The organism is Polynucleobacter hallstattensis (assembly GCF_018881835.1).
GTDB lineage: Bacteria > Pseudomonadota > Gammaproteobacteria > Burkholderiales > Burkholderiaceae > Polynucleobacter > Polynucleobacter hallstattensis.
In genome coordinates, this window is the sequence record NZ_JACVPO010000002.1 from 749,497 (window position 1) to 765,683 (window position 16,187).

A 16,187-nucleotide genomic window follows, 5' to 3' on the forward strand; every position below is an offset into this window, starting at 1 on the left:
TCACGAAATGAGCTATAAAGTGATTAAAGTTATAAAAACAACAAAAGATATAACCATTAGGGGCTCTTATGAGTGATATGGAACGGCTGCACCGCATTAAGTACATGATTCAGCAGCGTAAATGCGTACCTAGGGAAGATTTCTTGTCTGAGCTAGAGGTATCACCAGCAACCTTTAAGCGCGATCTTGAGTACCTACGTAGCCGCCTAAAGGCTTCTATCGTTTATGACCGCTTTATGGGTGGATATAAGTTTGAGAACCCAGACCAAGTAGACAAGATCGAAATGCCAGGGCTTTGGTTCTCTGAAAAAGAGGCTACTGCTTTAGTACTCATGCAGCACTTACTCTCTTCGCTTGATCAGGGTGGACTTATTGGCCCACATATTGAACCCTTAACTGCAATCATCGATGGCATCTTAGGTCAGAGCGAGACATCTGCCAAGGAACTTCGCAAGCGAATCAAAGTGCTTGGAATGGGTGCGCGAAAAAATTCAATCGATAACTTCTCTGAAATTGGTGCAGCTCTACTCAAACGAAATCGCCTGGAGATTTCTTATTACGCTAAAGGGAAGGATGAACTCACAGAGAGGGAGATATCCCCCCAACGCCTTATCTTTTATCGCGAGAACTGGTACCTGGATGGATATTGTCACTTACGCGATGGTTTGCGAAGTTTTGCAGTGGATGGGATTCGCAAGGCAACCTTAAGCAATAAGAGGGCACAAGAGATATCGGAGAAGGAGTGTCAAGAACACTTCTCAGAAAGCTATGGCATCTTCTCTGGTAAAGCCACCCAAAGGGCCAAGTTGCGCTTTACTCCTGAACATGCTCGTTGGGTTTCTGGCGAGAATTGGCACGGTCAACAGGTTGGCAGTTTTGATAAGGATGGTTATTACACACTTGAGTTTGACTACAACCAAGATCCTGAGTTGGTAATGGATATCCTAAAACATGGATCCGGGGTTGAGGTTCTAGGACCAGCAAGTCTTAAGAAGCGAATTAAAGATGAACTCACTAAATCCCTGGAAAGATATTAATCATGGAAGACCTCCTAAGAGAACCATCCCCACTACTGACAAGAGAATCTCCAAGACAAATAATCCTTGAAGACTTCAAAATGGATTTGCCTATTACGGGTGGCTGGGGTTACGACTTTGATACAGCTTGCGTAATAGATAAAAAAGATTCTTCGGTGAATCCAAATATGCCCTTCGATGGTCTAGGTATTGAGTATGTCTTTGTGGAAAAACGAATTTATGAAGAAATGATTATCTTTCGCCAATCCCACGAGAAGTTTTCTGGAATACGCTGGGACCTTGAAAAGCAAGAGCTTATATCTCGAGATGAAAAGCACTACGACAAGCTAATCTTTAACGTCCTCGGGTTCTCCGATGCTATATGGGATGAACTCACCAGTCGTTTTGAAGTAATCCAAAAGAGCGGTGAGCTTGAAAAAATGGTTGAATTAGATGCCTATAGAGAATCTAAGGCATATCGATTTAAAAGAGAGTTTTACTTCGATATCACAAGCTTCTACGGAACATAAATAGAATTGGTATGGCCTACTTTCCAAGACTCCAGTCGTGAGCTAAATCAATAAAGATGGCGGCCTCTGGGGAGAGGAACTCAGATGATGGAAAAATCCCCACGCGACCTAAATCTAATCGATCTGCATCCCAGCAAGTTTGAATGGTTGCATCCAGAGAGACATCTCCGCCAGAATGGTGCTTCAACGCGTAGCAAAGTCTATCTAATTGCTTTGGCTCTAGATCATAGAAGTCCCCGTGAATACCATGTGCAAACTCGGCAGCTCGCTGCCCATGTAAGGGATCACGCCCATCATTTAACCTGCAGCTGTCATGCAAAAAACCAAAAAGCTCAATCACCATCAAGTCAGCCTTGCGGAGTTGGCCAATATTTTTTCCATGATGCAAGACTCGCGCCCAGTGGTTGGCACCATGAATCCCTTGCCAATCGAGCTTAAATTCAGATCTGATGAGGGCAATCATGCCAGAGCAATCGTATTCAGCTTTCATTAATTAAGTCCTCTAACGGGGTAGCGCAAATTGAGGCTCACTAAGCCATCATCGCATTCAATCCATAGATAGGCATTTTGTCCATATCGCCCCGCTAAGAGTTCTGCACTTTGATGTGAGATTCCCAGCACAAGAACGCTTGGCTCACTAGGCCAAATATTTAATGGGTCCCCGCCCTCTCCTGCAATAAACTCCAGCCCAAGAGATTTAATATCTTCAACTAAGGCATTGTGTTTATGTACATTGACTTCTGCAGTCGCAAGAATGCTGTGAGGATTAAAAGCAGTTAAGAATGCAGCACTCTTAGCCCCATATCTCTTCATCGATGAGATCAACTCTAGGCTGGGTTGACCAACCCTAAGATGGATATCTCCATCTTCTCCGTGAATAACATAGAACGCATCGCTATATGCCTTTGCTAAATCAGCAGGAATATCCTGGATTGGATTACTCATATCGTGAGCTCATCTAGTTTTTCTTGGCTTTCTGCCATCGGAGATTCATCCCCTAGGTTTATAAGTGGCCTCAATTTATACCTATCGGTGATGGCCTCCGTGGAATAACCTTTAACCAGCTTTGTTCCACGCCACATTTGGTTAAATTTACGACTTGTCACTGTTTTAATCTCATACGCATCTTCGCGGCCGTCATACATTCCTAAATGACAGACTACCTCAACTATTAACCCAAGGTTTTCGGGGCAGCCACCAACGATGACACATAAGGTTCCAGGTTTTAAGTGTGACATCGTTATCTCCTAGCTAGTTCTGTAGGTGTTGTAGCATCTAACGCCTTGTTAATACGATGATGCAGCTTTAAGGCCGTTGAGAAGTAATACAACTTTGGGTTTAACTTGATGTTGGCGTATTCCCAATCCTTAATTTCTAGGCTTACCCCTTTTGCCCAGTAGTAATACTTGCCACCGTCTTCAATTGCTATGCCGGTATATCGATACTCCGATAACCCTTGCTCGGCCGGATCAAACTTCTTGAACTCATCTGAATGCAGTTCAACACTAATTAATTGGAAATTCATTTTCTTCTCCTATTTAGCCAATTGGACAAATGTCGGGGCTTGGCAATTCGGTTTAACTCCGCCCTCACTACTTTATGAATCTAGTGGATCACTGCCTCCGCTACTTCAGGCTTTCCCTCTGGGTCTTTTTTTTGGCTAGTAACCAAGAATTCCTTAGTCTCTAGGGCAACTTTCAGATATTCATCAGTAGCAGCTCTAAAGTTATCTACGCCATCTTCTTTGCTAAAGATGTAGGTAAGGCTATAAATCAAGTTATCCGCATCTTCACCATCAACTGTGACGGTATTTCCTTCATCGCTATCAACAACCCTAAGGCCTCTTGAAAATACAGGCTTTTCACTATCAACCCAACTCATATCGAGACGGTCAATATCAAACCGAAGGCTGCGAAACAAATTATTTACAGTAAAACGGGCGCCGCCTAAATATGTGTAGTCACGCATAAGACCTCCAAATAAATTAATTAGCTTTACAAACAAATTATCAAGACTGGGAGGCTCAAATATTGAGCTAGATCTTCTTTGCCCAATAAAAAACCCACCAAATTTGATGGGTTTGTCGCTTTTGATTACCCTTTCAGGGTCTCATCTTTTTAGCACCTTACTAGCGTTAGCAGGTTGCTGTGGCGACAAAGCCATCTCTTGATGTAGATTTGATTATGCTAACTTTAGTTAAATCTTGTCAAGATGATTTCTGACCCCATGCTTGCACAATCTTGACCATTGCAATCGTATCTTGCTTGCAGTACTTAAGCATGGCATGCCGCACATTCTCTTTTCGCTCTGGAGTAGTTTGGCTATGTATAGCTTCTTTATAAGCTTCTTGTGCCATTGCCCCATCACTAACCTCTAGGTTTGCATAATCCAATTCAGGTGCAATTGTGGGCAGGACGTCTTTGATTGACCAAGACCCCTTCATATCAGGGTGGTAGTAATGATTACGCGCTAGTGGCAGTAAATCAAAGAAGCGATCAGGAATTGCTAATAGCCCTGAAGAAAGATGTGGGAAGGCTGTGGCTAACTCTTTAATACGCGCCCCTTCAAAACCAGCGTTGTAAACAATTACTGGTCCCTGTGTAGAAACGGCCTCAATCAATGTTCTGGCGAACATTTCCCTGGGGTCGTTTCCCGAAAGATCTAAAAACTCTTTATGCGTGATCGATCCGTCGGTCTGCTCAATATGACATGACCACTGAAATGGCAGTTGCATATAAGGACGCGTGCCCGCCCAGACCGGAACAGCAAAACCAATAGTTTCAAAATCGAGGTAATAACGTGGATATGGCAAAGCCTGTATTTGCTTAATAGCCTCGGACTCTAGTATGGCCTGACCACTGAGAGTGGCCGCATGCACTTTGAGGTGCTTGGGATTACTCAAACGTTCGGAGGGCACATCACGCAAATCTTTGTAGCCATCGCTCCTTAATTCGGAAGCAATCGATTTGCCGTAGGGCAAGATTTCGACTGGATACTCCACGCCCTCTTCAGGCGGAGAGCAATAGGCAATAAAGTCACAGGTAAATGGATCTGTACATTGTTCACCAGGAGCAATCGCAGGCTCAATTGTTAATGCTAAGGTTTTTTCGGCGGCTTCAACCCAAGATTGCACTTGAGAGATATTCGGCTTTACCTGGTTTGATAAATCAGCCTCAGCAAATAAACCTTCGTAATTTCCATCGCCCTGATAGACAAATTTATTATTGATATAAGCTAAGGCCATGCTAGTTGGTGAACAACCCGCCTTCTCCATAACCCAACTTTGAACTGTTACATCATCAACATGGTAGCTTTTCACGCCAGTAGAAGATTTGACTTCCACTAGACGATATCCATCTTTTTCTGGGAAGAGTAAATCTGCGCGAATCATGACGTTCTCTTCAAAGAAGGCACCCTCGAAGATTGTTTGGTGTTTCGATACAGCCTCTTTAGTTTGGGCGATAGCCTCTACCCGATTAAGAGTCTCTATAAAAACTCCGCCTAGATAATTCTGGCGAGCAATATCTCCGACTTTGTTGCCCTCATCAAATCTAACCTGGGTTGCTGCGCTAATTTGGATGAGCTCAGGCCGATTTATTTGCAGCCATAGGCGTTTAGGGCACTGGCGGTGGGCAATGATCTTTGACTTGCTCAGACTTGCCATGAGAGTTACTTACCTATCTCAGATTGATACTCGGCCCTACCTTTTTCAAGTAAAGCATCAAATACTTTCTCTAACTTGGAGTTTGACCCTCTAATTCCAGCAACCACAGCAGCCGCCCATTCAAAGTATTCCTGCTTTCTTTTGGTATCCCAACCACTTGGGGGTGAAGCCAAGATATCCCGAAGATTGCAAATCTTATCGGCAAGTTTGACTAACTTAGCCTCATGAGATGAATGAGGGGCGTGTGCAATTTGCTGCAGCTTGCGCTCTGCCTTAGGTAGCGTCTTGTCGTCTGTCACCTCCAAAACGATTGAGGCTACGTTCTTTCCGAATGCTTTAGTTAACTCTTCAGCCGTAGTTTGGGTATCTTCAATCGTGTCATGCAATAAGGCAGCGCATAGGACATCCCAATTTTGAACACCGCCCTCGTTTACAAGAACTTCAACTAATGCGATTGGGTGATTGATGTATGGAGATGCTTCAACGTCCTTGCGGCGCTGGTCTCGATGCTTAGTTGCAGAAAATGCAAGGGCAGTGACAAATTGATTAATCATGATTCTTCCATTCTATAAGGTTTGTCTAGTGCCACTAGACTCCATTACAGCCTGAACACACGATAAGGCAAGTAAAGCTCATCAGGTGAGCCACTCGCCTGACTTACTCGATAAAGGGCTCCCGAGTCCAATGATCGCGCCCCTCGACCTTGCCTGTAGAGATCTTGGTTTTACGGTGCGATTCCTCTGATCTTATGGCCTCCTCGAAAGCCTTCTCTTGAGCCTCTGCTTCAGCCTTATTTTTTGCTAACTCGGAAGCAGGCACGACATCTTTACTGTCAATCATCTGCTTGAGAGTTTTCATGCCTTTTATTTTTCCAACATACTCAAGATCACTCATGCGTTAATCATAATTCTTTCTCGAGTGCGTACTCGGAAAACTTTATTCAAATCCATCGTCTCTAATGGGCTCATTCTGTCCGGGCAGACTCATACCGCTTGCCACCTTATAAATTGGATCCCTTGCGTTAATTTGCTCTTGCGCCCAACTTATCCAGCCGCCTAGCTCTTCTTTGTTTTTACGCCTTACAACCCTGTTGCTCTTTATGGCTTTTACAAACTCTCTAAGTACGGCCAATTCATTCCAGCGCTCTGCTGCATCCTTGAGCTGACCCCATTTCCAAGCATCGACCTCCTTGGCCCATTTGATATCAGCTAGGCGCTTACGCTCTGCCTGCTCTCTGGCTTCGCTAGCCTCTCGCTCCACTCTTGCTATCTTGGCATCAAATGAAAGCTCAGCAATGAGATTTATCAATTTCCCAAGCTGCTCCTCAACGCTAGTCTTTTCAGAGTCTTTAACAATCTTCCAGCCATATATATCGTTATGACGAATTCTTAGCTCTAACCTTCCAGATGGGATGTATTCAATATCCATCATGTATGAGTGAGTGTGCCCACCACTAGTCCAGCTGCTTTTTCTTTTCATTGGCTTTGGCGGCTTAGTACTTACTTCATAGAACTCAATTGTCACTACGTCATCATCCCTCTTAAATGCAGTAACTTCTGCATTGGAGTATTTTCTATGACCACCCAGCCTATAGCCGCGAGAGATAAATTCGTTGATGAGGGTCTGAAGTATTCGCTTTACCCGTGGAACGCTATGTGGACCAATCTGGACATCAAAGCCAGCTTTAGATTCTGACCTTCCAAATTTGGAATGGTTTTCCATCTGGAAGTCTTTGAAGGTCTTCTCGATCTCTTCATGGAATTTATTGCCCTTATAAATCTCTATGACAGGAATGGGCTCAGCAGGTTTATTTAACCTAGCCTCCATGATCGCTTTATCCCGAGTCCGGACATGTATCAGGGGATCATGCTCGTTCCACCAAGGCTCTAATGGAGGCCTCTGCACTGCTATCTTCCCATGCTCCAGCTTGGCCCAGTAACCCAATGGCGGCTTTGGTACACCGTATTGCTTGCACCACTTGCCAAGGGCAACATCGGAGAGCCCAATCCGCAGCGCAACCTTAGTGGCCGGCTCAGTCCACAGGAGTTCATATATTTCAGTGCGTGTGTATGATTCTCTTTCCATCAATAACCCCCTTCACAATGTGAAGACAATTAAAGCAAATTGTAAGGATGGAATGTGGGGGTACTTTTGGGGGTACTTAGTGAAATTCGAACTCTTTTAACCTCTTCCAAGTACCTGTATTTAGAGCAGAAAGAGGCTTTTAGTTCGATCTCCGCCGACCCACCATTTTGTAGTACGTAACAGTCCAACGCCACCCACCAGGGTGGCGTTTTTCTTTATATATAAAGGCTCGTCAAGGGTGCGCAAGCCATCCCCCTTTGGAGCGCCCTTGACGGAATACCAATCGGGTGTAATTGGGTGTAGAAATGGGTAAAATCTGCATTTAAAGCACTTGCAAGCTTGATTTACCCCTAATTAATGGGGACTTTAATAGCTTGACTCTTTATTAAAGAATCCTTTAATATACATATTTACATTAAAGAGCTCTTTAATATGAACCGAGTTAGCGGTACTTACGTTGTTACAACTACCCTTAGCGAATCCGTTAAGGCATTTGTTCCTGCGTTACTACCACCCAAAGATCCTGCGCTCTCACCTGCCTGTTATGTAGAGCAAAACCAAGCTGCTGAGCTCGCATTAGCGCGCCTATCTGGTGTGACAGGTTTAGTGCCATCGATTGATTGGTTGCTTTATGGCGCCATCCGTAAAGAGGCTTTGCTGACCTCCCAGATTGAAGGCACTCAAGCCACCCTCGCCGACCTGTTTGATGATGAGGCTGGCTTAGATATTAAGAATGCTGATGACATTGAAGAAGTCACCAACTACATGCAAGCATTTCGGTTTGTTAGAGAAAACTTGCGCGATGAGCCTGGTCTGCCTATTAGCGTTCGTCTTTTATGTAGTGCCCATCAATTACTGCTCAATGGCGTAAGAGGTACAGGCAAGCAACCGGGTGAGCTTCGTAAATCCCAAAACTGGATTGGTGGCACAAGGCCGGGTAATGCAGTTTTTGTTCCACCGCCGGCAGATGAGGTGCCTAAGCTTCTCACCAATCTCGAGCAATTTATTCACAAGGAAGATGATGGTCTACCGCGTCTGGTAAATATCGCCCTTGCTCATGCCCAGTTTGAAACCATTCACCCATTCTTAGATGGTAATGGTCGTATTGGGCGACTTCTGATTGCGGCATTGATGGAATATTTTGGCTTGCTACCAGAGCCTCTGATGTATTTAAGCTCTTACTTAAAAGAGCATCAAATGGAGTATTACCGCTTACTTGGCGCTATCAGAACTGAGGGTGATTGGGAGTCGTGGGTCAGCTTCTTTTTAGAAGGTGTTACCGAGGCAGCTACATCAGCTGAAAGAGGAATTATTGAAGTGGCATCTAGAGTATCAGCTGATAGGCGTCTGTTGCTTGCATCTCAAAATGCAAGTCCTGCGAGTTTGCGCCTCTTTGAATTGTTACCAATGATGCCGCGCTTTACGATTGATCGCATCAAGGCAGAGCTAAAGACAACCTTTCCAACTGCGAATGCTGCGGCCAGGACTTTAGAAGGACTTGGAATCGTTACCGAGGTAACTGGTCAATCTCGCAACCGCAGCTTTAGCTATCAACCTTACATTGATTTGATTTCAAAGTAAGGTTGATATCAAGCTTGATGCTTAGTTAAATCCACATATTGCCTAGGTGCTGGGCAATACGATCCATCGGTTGCTCAGAGCTAGCCACCGGTGCACCTAGACTTGCTGTTCGCACCCGTATAGGTTGAGGTCGATGATCAGGCCTCTCTTTATATTGCGCAATCTTGATTCAACGTTTTGGTGTTTTGCCCACCATCTTTACCGCTCGCAAGAAATCAAAGTCAACGCCCTTGTCTGCTTGCGTAACAGTATCTAAAAATAGTTTGAGATAGCCACGCTCTGCAGTGGGCTCTATCACTGGATTCTCTTTTGCACGCTTGGCTAACTCTTCCTCAGAGATCAACAAACTAATCTCACGATTCTTCACGCTCAAGCGAATACGGTCACCATTATTTACAAATGCCAGTGGTCCACCTACTGCGGCCTCTGGAGTCACGTGCAACACAATGGTTCCGAACGCTGTACCACTCATGCGTCCATCAGAAATTCGCACAATATCTTTTACGCCAGCACGAGCAAGCTTCATCGGAATCGGAATGTACCCCGCCTCAGGCATACCAGGTGCGCCTTTAGGGCCAATGTTCTTCAGTACCAAAATATCATCTGCCGTCACATCTAGGTCTGGACTATCAATGCGATTGGCTAGGTCTTCACTGTTTTCAAACACAACAGCGCGGCCCTCATGCTCCATGAGTTTTTCATTGGCCGCGGATTGTTTGATGATGGCGCCACCGGGCGCTAAGTTGCCATGCAAAACTGCAATGCTGCCACGTGGATAAATCGGGTTATCGAACTTGCGCACTACATCTTGCTTAAAGCTTGGCGGAGCTGCATCAATCTCTTCGCCTAAAGTACGACCCGTTACCGTCATCGCATCGAGTTTTAATAAAGGCTTGAGCTCGCGTAGCAGCGTAGTCATGCCACCAGCATCATGGAAGTTTTCCATGTAGTGATCACCAGATGGCTTTAAATCGACTAACACTGGCGTCTCATCACCCATCTTATCGAGTGCATCCAGGTCTATCTCTAGACCCATACGACCAGCGATAGCAGCTAAATGTACGATGCCGTTAGTCGAGCCACCAATCGCCAATAAAACACGCATCGCGTTTTCAAAAGCATCTGCTGTTAATACCTTATCAATCGTTAAGCCGTCTTTTGCCATTTGCACAGCGCGAGTACCAGTTTCTTCTGCAATCCGAATGCGGTCGGCAGTGACCGCTGGCGGCGTTGCCCCACCAGGCACAGTCATACCGAGGGCCTCAGAGATACATGCCATCGTACTAGCAGTGCCCATGACTGAGCAGGTACCTACACTAGCTACCAATTGGTCATTCACTTCATCTTTTTCAGCTTCATCAATTTCGCCAGCACGGAATTTTCCCCAATAGCGGCGACAGTCAGTGCATGCACCCACACGCTCACTACGATGGGAGCCAGTCAGCATGGAGCCAGTAATCAACTGAATTGCTGGAAGACCGGCAGAAGCAGCGCCCATCATTTGCGCGGGTACGGTTTTATCGCAACCACCAATCATCACTACCGCATCCATCGGCTGAGCACGTAACATCTCTTCCGTATCCATTGACATCAGGTTACGCAAATACATGCTGGTAGGAGCGGCAAAGCTTTCATGGATTGAGATTGTTGGAAAATCCATCGGCAAGCCACCAGCCAACATCACGCCACGTTTTACAGCCTCAATCAATTGCGGCATGTTGCCGTGACAGGGGTTATAAGCGCTGCCAGTATTAATAATGCCAATGACGGGGCGATCTAAGGCGCTATTGGTATAGCCAGCACCCTTGATAAATGCTTTACGCAAAAACAAGGAGAAGCCTTTATCACCATAACTGGTTAAGCCTTTGCGAAGCCCGCCCTCTGGTGCCAGTTTTTTGGTCTCGTCCGAACTGTTGCTCATAGCTTGCCCAATAGAATGCTCAAGATCTTAGTCTCCGTTGAATATCAATGTAGTTCTTAGTTAAATATACTAAACTTTGTAAATTATCGTATCTACAACCAGCAAGATTTCATCAGGGGTCGCTATGTCCAACATTCAACCATTTCACCTTGCCTTTCCAGTAGACAATTTAGAGGCAGCCCGCACTTTTTACGGTAGCACCTTAGGTTGCGCGGAAGGTCGCAGCTCCGATGAGTGGATTGATTTTGACTTCTTTGGGCATCAATTAGTTGCCCACCTAGCACCTGAAGAATGCAGTCATGCAGCTTCAAATGAGGTTGACGGGCATCAAGTTCCCGTAAAACACTTTGGGGTGGTGCTGACAATGCCAGATTGGCATGCGTTGGCGGATAGATTAAGCAGTAGTGGCATGAAGTTCATCATCGAGCCACAGATTCGCTTCAAAGGAAAAGTAGGCGAGCAAGCTACGATGTTCTTTCTAGATCCTGCTGGTAATGCCCTGGAGTTCAAGGCATTTGAGGATCCCAGCCAACTATTTGCTAAATAATCGGCCGAGATAGAGAAGCTGACTGCAAGCAATCTACTGCATCAGAAAAACTGGTAACTCATACCCGCCTGGAAATTGATGGGTGCGCCAGCAAAAATCCCGTCAGGACTTCTACTGGAAATATAGCGCCTGTTCAACAAGTTGTTCACCACACCAAATACTTTCAAACTTTTATTGATAGCATAATTTGCACTCCAATTCACGGTGGTGATGGCAGGAATTTCCCCTAGAGTGCCAATGGAGTTTGGCAAAGCAGTATTTGCTGAATCGGCAAATTGAGGTGATAAGTAATTCAGACTAACTAAAGTATTGAGGCCATTTTTCTGATAGCTGATACCTAAATTCGATACCAACTCTGATGTGTATGGGATACGGTTTCCATCTTTTCCCATGGATGAGTTACCAACAAATTTAGCAACTGGAATATAAGTCAGATTCCCACTCAGACCCCATCCAGATTCAAGTCCATACCCTAAAGATAATTCCATGCCCTGATGTAAGCTCTTGCCGCCATTGGCTTTAGTAATACCCGCAGCAAGACTTTGATTGACGATTTGATTACTAAAGTTCATGCTAAATATCGCCGCATCATAGCTAAAACCATTATTAAATCCCCTTAGACCAAACTCGAAATTGGTTGATCTCTCAGGATCCAATTGCTGATCCACGCCCTTTTCACTAATGGCAGTTGTTAATTGAGCAGGCGCAAATCCTTTATATACGCTCGAGTAAATCTGTATCTCTGGAATCAGTTGCCAGCTTGCTCCAATTTGCGGAACAGTTTCTAAATTCTTTGCGCTACCTGACTTTTCAGTCAGGACATTATTTCGAGATTGGTTATAGCTTTCAATACGTATCCCAGGAGTCACTGCAAAGTCTTTTGATAGCAAGAATCTATTTTGCGCAAAGAGAGCCACTGAATTGGCTTTATTTTCTTCATGCCCCGACACTCTTCCAGACTTAGCTAAGCTTCGGGATGCCACTAGCTGGTTTGATTGCGACTCAGTATGCAAGCGCAGTCCGAATTCAAACTCATTATTCATACCCATTGCCTCATAGGCATGAGTCACACGCGAATCTACTCCGAGCATTTGAAATTCACGGTTGCGCCCGAACATACAATCATTATCACCATTGCACGGAGTAAAACTCGTTTTGTCTGAAGTCCGGCCACTAACGACTTGACGCCAGTAATCTCGATCTAGGCGACTCCAGTAAAGCAATGTATTCAGCTTTGTCCCGGCGCTGAGCTCCCAGGAATGGTTGAGGTCAACCGCATTTCTCTGCGTAACAAAGTAATCATTAGGAGCGGGATTTCCTGAAAATCGAGCAGCATATTGATTTGGTCTCAAGCCAACATATGAGGTATTAATATTGTTGTCATAGTGGGTATATTTCAGGCTGAGCCATTGATTTTGATCAATGGCCACCCCACCCTTGAAAAGAATGTCGTACATCTTGAAGCCATTGCCTTGATACCCATCACTCTCTGACTTAATGATGTTGATGCCTGCGATCGCTCCATTGCTTTCGGACTTTCCGCCGGCCTCGATTTGGGCAAATTGATAACCATAATTACCCGCTTTACCAGAAAGCTTAAAGCCCTCCTCCGGAGTCTTGGTCAGGTAATTAATAACACCTCCAATATTGGAAGGACCATACTGCAAGCCTGATGCCCCCTTTAAAACTTCAATGCCGCTCATACGATCAACAGGCGGGCTGTAATAAGAGGCGCTAGAAATAAATAGACTAGGATGAATAGGAGCGCCATCCTCCAGTAACAACACTTTCTGACTACGACTAGGATTCAGCCCACGAATCCCAATATTAGGAATGGAACCTAAGCCACCTTCATCGCCTCGTATATTGATGCCAGGAATAGTCTTAAGGGCATCTTGAATAGATAAGGGTTGAAGTAACTCTAACTGCTTTTGATTAATCACATCGACTGTACCCGGAATTTTCGAACGCGCATTTTCCTCGCTGCCGACAATATCCATTCTTGGTAAATCTATTTCCTTAGCCCCAATACCCAAGCTTAAGGAACATCCGAAAACTAAGGCTAAGCGTAAAGCCCAGGCCAATTTTTTTTGCTTCATATGCAATCTCCAGAGATAAAAACATCAAATCGCTGGCTAATCGCATATCAAAATACTTTTGCTGGCTAATAAATTAGGGTGCTTAGTGCATCACTATTTAGTCAAAATAAGCTTCTTTAATTTAGTAATTCTTAAAATATATCTTTCGCCATCATGGATGATGACAAGGGTTTTATCTTTGCCAAATAAAGTCGTACTGGCAATCACCTTGTTCAAACTCGATTGAGGATTTACAAAATCTGCTGTCGAGACATTTAACTCTGATTCCAATTTAAGTCTCTAACCTGAAGTGGACCGGGAGATGGTAGCAGTGAGATAAGGCTTGATCCTTAGTCTCTAGAGCAGAAAATTTCCACTCTCTAACACCCTCTATGGCGGATCTATCTAGTTTTTCATAGCCAGAACTTTTGACCAACTGAACATGTTCAACGCGCCCTCGACCATCAATACATAACTTGAGTTGAACGGCCCCTTGCTCACGCATACGCCTACTTAAAAGGGGGTAAATGGGTTTTGGATTGAAAAATATATCTCTATCACGAAAAGTTCTAGCTACTGGAGACAACATGCTTGGCTCATGATTACTGAAGTCCTTCGCAAGCGTTGATGCAAGGTAACTTGGAGTGATATTGATGTCCTGAGTTTGTTTTGATACTTTAGATACAGCGCGATGATCAAGCGAGTCCCTCAAACTGATAGAGAACCTCTCTGTTGCAAAAGTCTGTGGAGCCCTCTCTTGAAATATCCCCACTCCAAAAATAATGGAAATATGAATACCAATCACCCAAAGAGGAATGAGCTTAGACGCACTAATCTTTAATTTTTTTCCTATCAAGAAATAAAGCCCTTAAATACATCAACTCAAATATGAAAGATGATAATCATTCTCATTTATTTTATTGGATGTTTTGCGCGCCAACAACCCTTTAAATCAAAGGCCTGCTTGCTCCAAGGACATTAGGAAGGCTTACTAGATTAAGCTAATGCTTCTGATGAATTTGTAAGCGCCAGAGTGAAGTGATTTCAGCTGCTCTTGCAAAATGAAGAGAGTCTGAATCATCAAATGCTTTCGGATGTTTAGGTTTGGTATCAATACGTTCAAGAACAACTAATCCGGCGTCTTCAATCCAAGAGAGTAGTTCTTGTCGGGATCTGAGTTCAAGATGCTCAGCCAAATCAGACAGAATCAACCAGCCCTCACCTTGAGGCAGCAAATGTTCTTTCAATCCCGCTAAAAATCCTTTAAGCATCTGACTCTCTGGATCATAGACCGCATGCTCTAATAAGGAGCTAGGTCTTGCAGGCACCCATGGTGGGTTACAGATAATTAATGAAGCCTTTCCTGCTGGAAATAAATTGGCCTTCACAATGTCTATTTGAGAACCCAAACCTAGGAGTGCAATATTTTCTTTGGCACATATAAACGCTCGATCATCTTGATCAGTGGCAACAATTTTTTGGACATCCCGCATTGCCAAAATAATCGACAGCACACCAGTACCAACACCAATATCAAAAGCTATGGATGCCCCATCAAGGGATTTGGGTAAAGGGGCGCTACAAACTAACTCAATGTACTCACCCCGAACAGGTGAGAAAACGCCGTAATGAGGGTAAACGTAAATTGGCTCGCCATTTTCATCAGCCAGAATAGGTAATCCATTTTTGCGCCATTCATGAGCGCTGACTACGCCCAAGAGCTCACGCAAAGAAACTACATAAGACTGATCAACGGTGCCATACACCTCTGAACATGCTTGCGTGATATCGGGCGCACGACGTAAGGGGATGGTGTGATCCGGATTGCATTGGATTAACAACATACCTAGTATTCGGGCACGCTGAGATTGAATCAAGCGGTGTTGATTAAAAATATCTTTTGCTGTTTTCTTAGGGATGACATCATTAGACTTATCTATTCTCTTGCCGGCACGCTTTGATTTTTTTGATGGTTTATCTATACGACGAACTAAAGCCTGCAATAGCTGTCTAGCGTTTTGGAAATCGCCCTTCCAAAGAATAGCCGTACCTTCACATGCCAAATGATAAGCATCATCTGCCGTTAATGTATCGTCGGCAATCACCACTTTTTTATGTGCTGCTATGCCATTTTCAGAATGCCAAACTGCGCAGCAATTCTGGCCACCCTCTTCCCAATAAATGGAGCTACCCTCGTTCATGAATTACTCAGGAGGATGCTCCTCAGGATTGACATCTAAGGCGATCAAAAACCGAGAGACCATGTTGTAAGCTGCCACTACAGTGACAAGCTCAACGGTATCGGTATTTCCCAAAGCGGACTGTAAACGTTTCATCAGAGCGCTATCAACCTGGATATTGCGCGTCATCTGAAATGTGAGTGCTACTGCATCATTTTCAATAGTAGAAAATAAGGGGCTAGGAAAGCTTGGCTGGCCAATTAAACGTAGTGCTTGAACTTGCTCTTCAGTACCACCTGCTTTAATAAACGGCGGGGCGTGGTGAAAAAATTCATATTCGGCGCCATTAAGAACAGCCACCCCACACATTGCAAGCTCGCGCAGCTTTGGATCCAAGGAGAGATTATTGCGAATCTCACCCACGAAATGATTCCAACCCTCGGCAATGGGGGTGCTATGTAACAGCATGCGATCCAAATTAATAAACTGGCCACCACGTCTTTTACGAATAGCTGCTACCAACTCAGCAGGCTCAGATAAGTCCATCGGCTGATAGGGGATTAAACGCTCACTCATATCAATTCC

The 16,187-nt window shown here is 44.6% G+C and carries 19 protein-coding genes and 1 riboswitch; of the genes, 4 read left to right on the forward strand and 15 right to left on the reverse strand.

Features of this window, described 5'->3' with window-relative positions:
• Positions 1–68: 68 nt before the first annotated feature.
• Both ICN26_RS10245 and ICN26_RS10250 read left to right on the forward strand, forming a co-directional pair.
• On the forward strand, positions 69–1,037 hold the full coding sequence (locus ICN26_RS10245) for a helix-turn-helix transcriptional regulator (protein WP_216268288.1): 969 nt from the start codon (positions 69–71) through the stop codon (positions 1,035–1,037).
• Between the two features lie 80 nt (positions 1,038–1,117).
• Positions 1,118–1,546, forward strand: a complete 429-nt coding sequence (locus ICN26_RS10250) for a hypothetical protein (RefSeq protein ID WP_216268289.1) — start codon at positions 1,118–1,120, stop codon at positions 1,544–1,546.
• A 16-nt stretch (positions 1,547–1,562) separates the two neighbouring features.
• Here the strand turns inward: ICN26_RS10250 and ICN26_RS10255 are convergent, their stop codons facing one another.
• The 9 genes from ICN26_RS10255 to ICN26_RS10295 all read right to left on the reverse strand — a co-directional run bounded on the left by ICN26_RS10255 (position 1,563) and on the right by ICN26_RS10295 (position 7,295).
• Positions 1,563–2,036 carry an HD domain-containing protein gene (locus ICN26_RS10255; RefSeq protein WP_216268290.1) on the reverse strand — a complete coding sequence of 158 codons (474 nt, stop codon included), beginning with the start codon at positions 2,034–2,036 and terminating at the stop codon, positions 1,563–1,565.
• On the reverse strand, positions 2,036–2,491 hold the full coding sequence (locus ICN26_RS10260; RefSeq protein ID WP_216268291.1) for a DUF3293 domain-containing protein: 456 nt from the start codon (positions 2,489–2,491) through the stop codon (positions 2,036–2,038). The genes ICN26_RS10255 and ICN26_RS10260 overlap by 1 nt, the downstream gene beginning before the upstream one ends.
• The gene (locus ICN26_RS10265; protein ID WP_216268292.1) at positions 2,488–2,784 is read right to left on the reverse strand and encodes a hypothetical protein; all 297 of its coding nucleotides are present in this window, start codon (positions 2,782–2,784) and stop codon (positions 2,488–2,490) included. Before ICN26_RS10265 ends, ICN26_RS10260 begins: the two co-directional genes overlap by 4 nt.
• 2 nt (positions 2,785–2,786) lie before the next feature.
• Positions 2,787–3,071: a hypothetical protein gene (locus ICN26_RS10270; protein ID WP_216268293.1), complete on the reverse strand. Its 285-nt coding sequence runs from the start codon at positions 3,069–3,071 to the stop codon at positions 2,787–2,789.
• Positions 3,072–3,151: 80 nt separating this feature from the next.
• On the reverse strand, positions 3,152–3,514 hold the full coding sequence (locus ICN26_RS10275) for a hypothetical protein (RefSeq protein ID WP_216268294.1): 363 nt from the start codon (positions 3,512–3,514) through the stop codon (positions 3,152–3,154).
• Positions 3,515–3,625: 111 nt separating this feature from the next.
• A riboswitch (SAM-I-IV-variant riboswitch) is annotated at positions 3,626–3,724 on the reverse strand.
• Positions 3,725–3,752: 28 nt separating this feature from the next.
• The gene (locus tag ICN26_RS10280; RefSeq protein WP_216268295.1) at positions 3,753–5,210 is read right to left on the reverse strand and encodes a DUF2779 domain-containing protein; all 1,458 of its coding nucleotides are present in this window, start codon (positions 5,208–5,210) and stop codon (positions 3,753–3,755) included.
• Positions 5,211–5,215: 5 nt separating this feature from the next.
• On the reverse strand, positions 5,216–5,761 hold the full coding sequence (locus ICN26_RS10285) for an HD domain-containing protein (RefSeq protein WP_216268467.1): 546 nt from the start codon (positions 5,759–5,761) through the stop codon (positions 5,216–5,218).
• A 106-nt stretch (positions 5,762–5,867) separates the two neighbouring features.
• The gene (locus ICN26_RS10290) at positions 5,868–6,104 is read right to left on the reverse strand and encodes a hypothetical protein (protein ID WP_216268296.1); all 237 of its coding nucleotides are present in this window, start codon (positions 6,102–6,104) and stop codon (positions 5,868–5,870) included.
• Between the two features lie 42 nt (positions 6,105–6,146).
• Positions 6,147–7,295 (reverse strand): hypothetical protein, encoded by a 1,149-nt coding sequence (locus ICN26_RS10295; protein ID WP_216268297.1) that lies wholly within the window; start codon positions 7,293–7,295, stop codon positions 6,147–6,149.
• A 432-nt stretch (positions 7,296–7,727) separates the two neighbouring features.
• Here ICN26_RS10295 and ICN26_RS10300 point away from each other — a divergent pair, with 432 nt between their 5' ends.
• A complete protein-coding gene (locus ICN26_RS10300) occupies positions 7,728–8,876 on the forward strand; it encodes a Fic family protein (protein ID WP_216268298.1) in 1,149 nt (382 codons plus the stop codon).
• Between the two features lie 169 nt (positions 8,877–9,045).
• On the opposite strand, the gene ICN26_RS10305 is transcribed toward ICN26_RS10300, so the two are convergent.
• Positions 9,046–10,797 carry an IlvD/Edd family dehydratase gene (locus ICN26_RS10305; protein WP_216268299.1) on the reverse strand — a complete coding sequence of 584 codons (1,752 nt, stop codon included), beginning with the start codon at positions 10,795–10,797 and terminating at the stop codon, positions 9,046–9,048.
• Positions 10,798–10,921: 124 nt separating this feature from the next.
• Between ICN26_RS10305 and ICN26_RS10310 the strand changes: the two genes are divergently transcribed.
• Positions 10,922–11,344, forward strand: a complete 423-nt coding sequence (locus tag ICN26_RS10310) for a VOC family protein (RefSeq protein WP_215304897.1) — start codon at positions 10,922–10,924, stop codon at positions 11,342–11,344.
• A 41-nt stretch (positions 11,345–11,385) separates the two neighbouring features.
• Here ICN26_RS10310 and ICN26_RS10315 read toward each other — a convergent pair whose 3' ends face one another.
• The 5 genes from ICN26_RS10315 to ICN26_RS10335 all read right to left on the reverse strand — a co-directional run bounded on the left by ICN26_RS10315 (position 11,386) and on the right by ICN26_RS10335 (position 16,178).
• Entirely contained in the window at positions 11,386–13,443 is a 2,058-nt protein-coding gene (locus ICN26_RS10315; protein ID WP_216268300.1) for a TonB-dependent receptor family protein, read from the reverse strand.
• A gap of 93 nt (positions 13,444–13,536) precedes the next feature.
• Entirely contained in the window at positions 13,537–13,650 is a 114-nt protein-coding gene (gene hemP / locus ICN26_RS11100) for a hemin uptake protein HemP (RefSeq protein WP_369411832.1), read from the reverse strand.
• Between the two features lie 64 nt (positions 13,651–13,714).
• Positions 13,715–14,278: an energy transducer TonB gene (locus ICN26_RS10325; protein ID WP_216268302.1), complete on the reverse strand. Its 564-nt coding sequence runs from the start codon at positions 14,276–14,278 to the stop codon at positions 13,715–13,717.
• A 145-nt stretch (positions 14,279–14,423) separates the two neighbouring features.
• Positions 14,424–15,623: a methyltransferase gene (locus tag ICN26_RS10330; protein ID WP_216268303.1), complete on the reverse strand. Its 1,200-nt coding sequence runs from the start codon at positions 15,621–15,623 to the stop codon at positions 14,424–14,426.
• 3 nt (positions 15,624–15,626) lie between these two features.
• A complete protein-coding gene (locus tag ICN26_RS10335; RefSeq protein WP_216268304.1) occupies positions 15,627–16,178 on the reverse strand; it encodes a carboxymuconolactone decarboxylase family protein in 552 nt (183 codons plus the stop codon).
• Between the last annotated feature and the right edge of the window lie 9 nt (positions 16,179–16,187).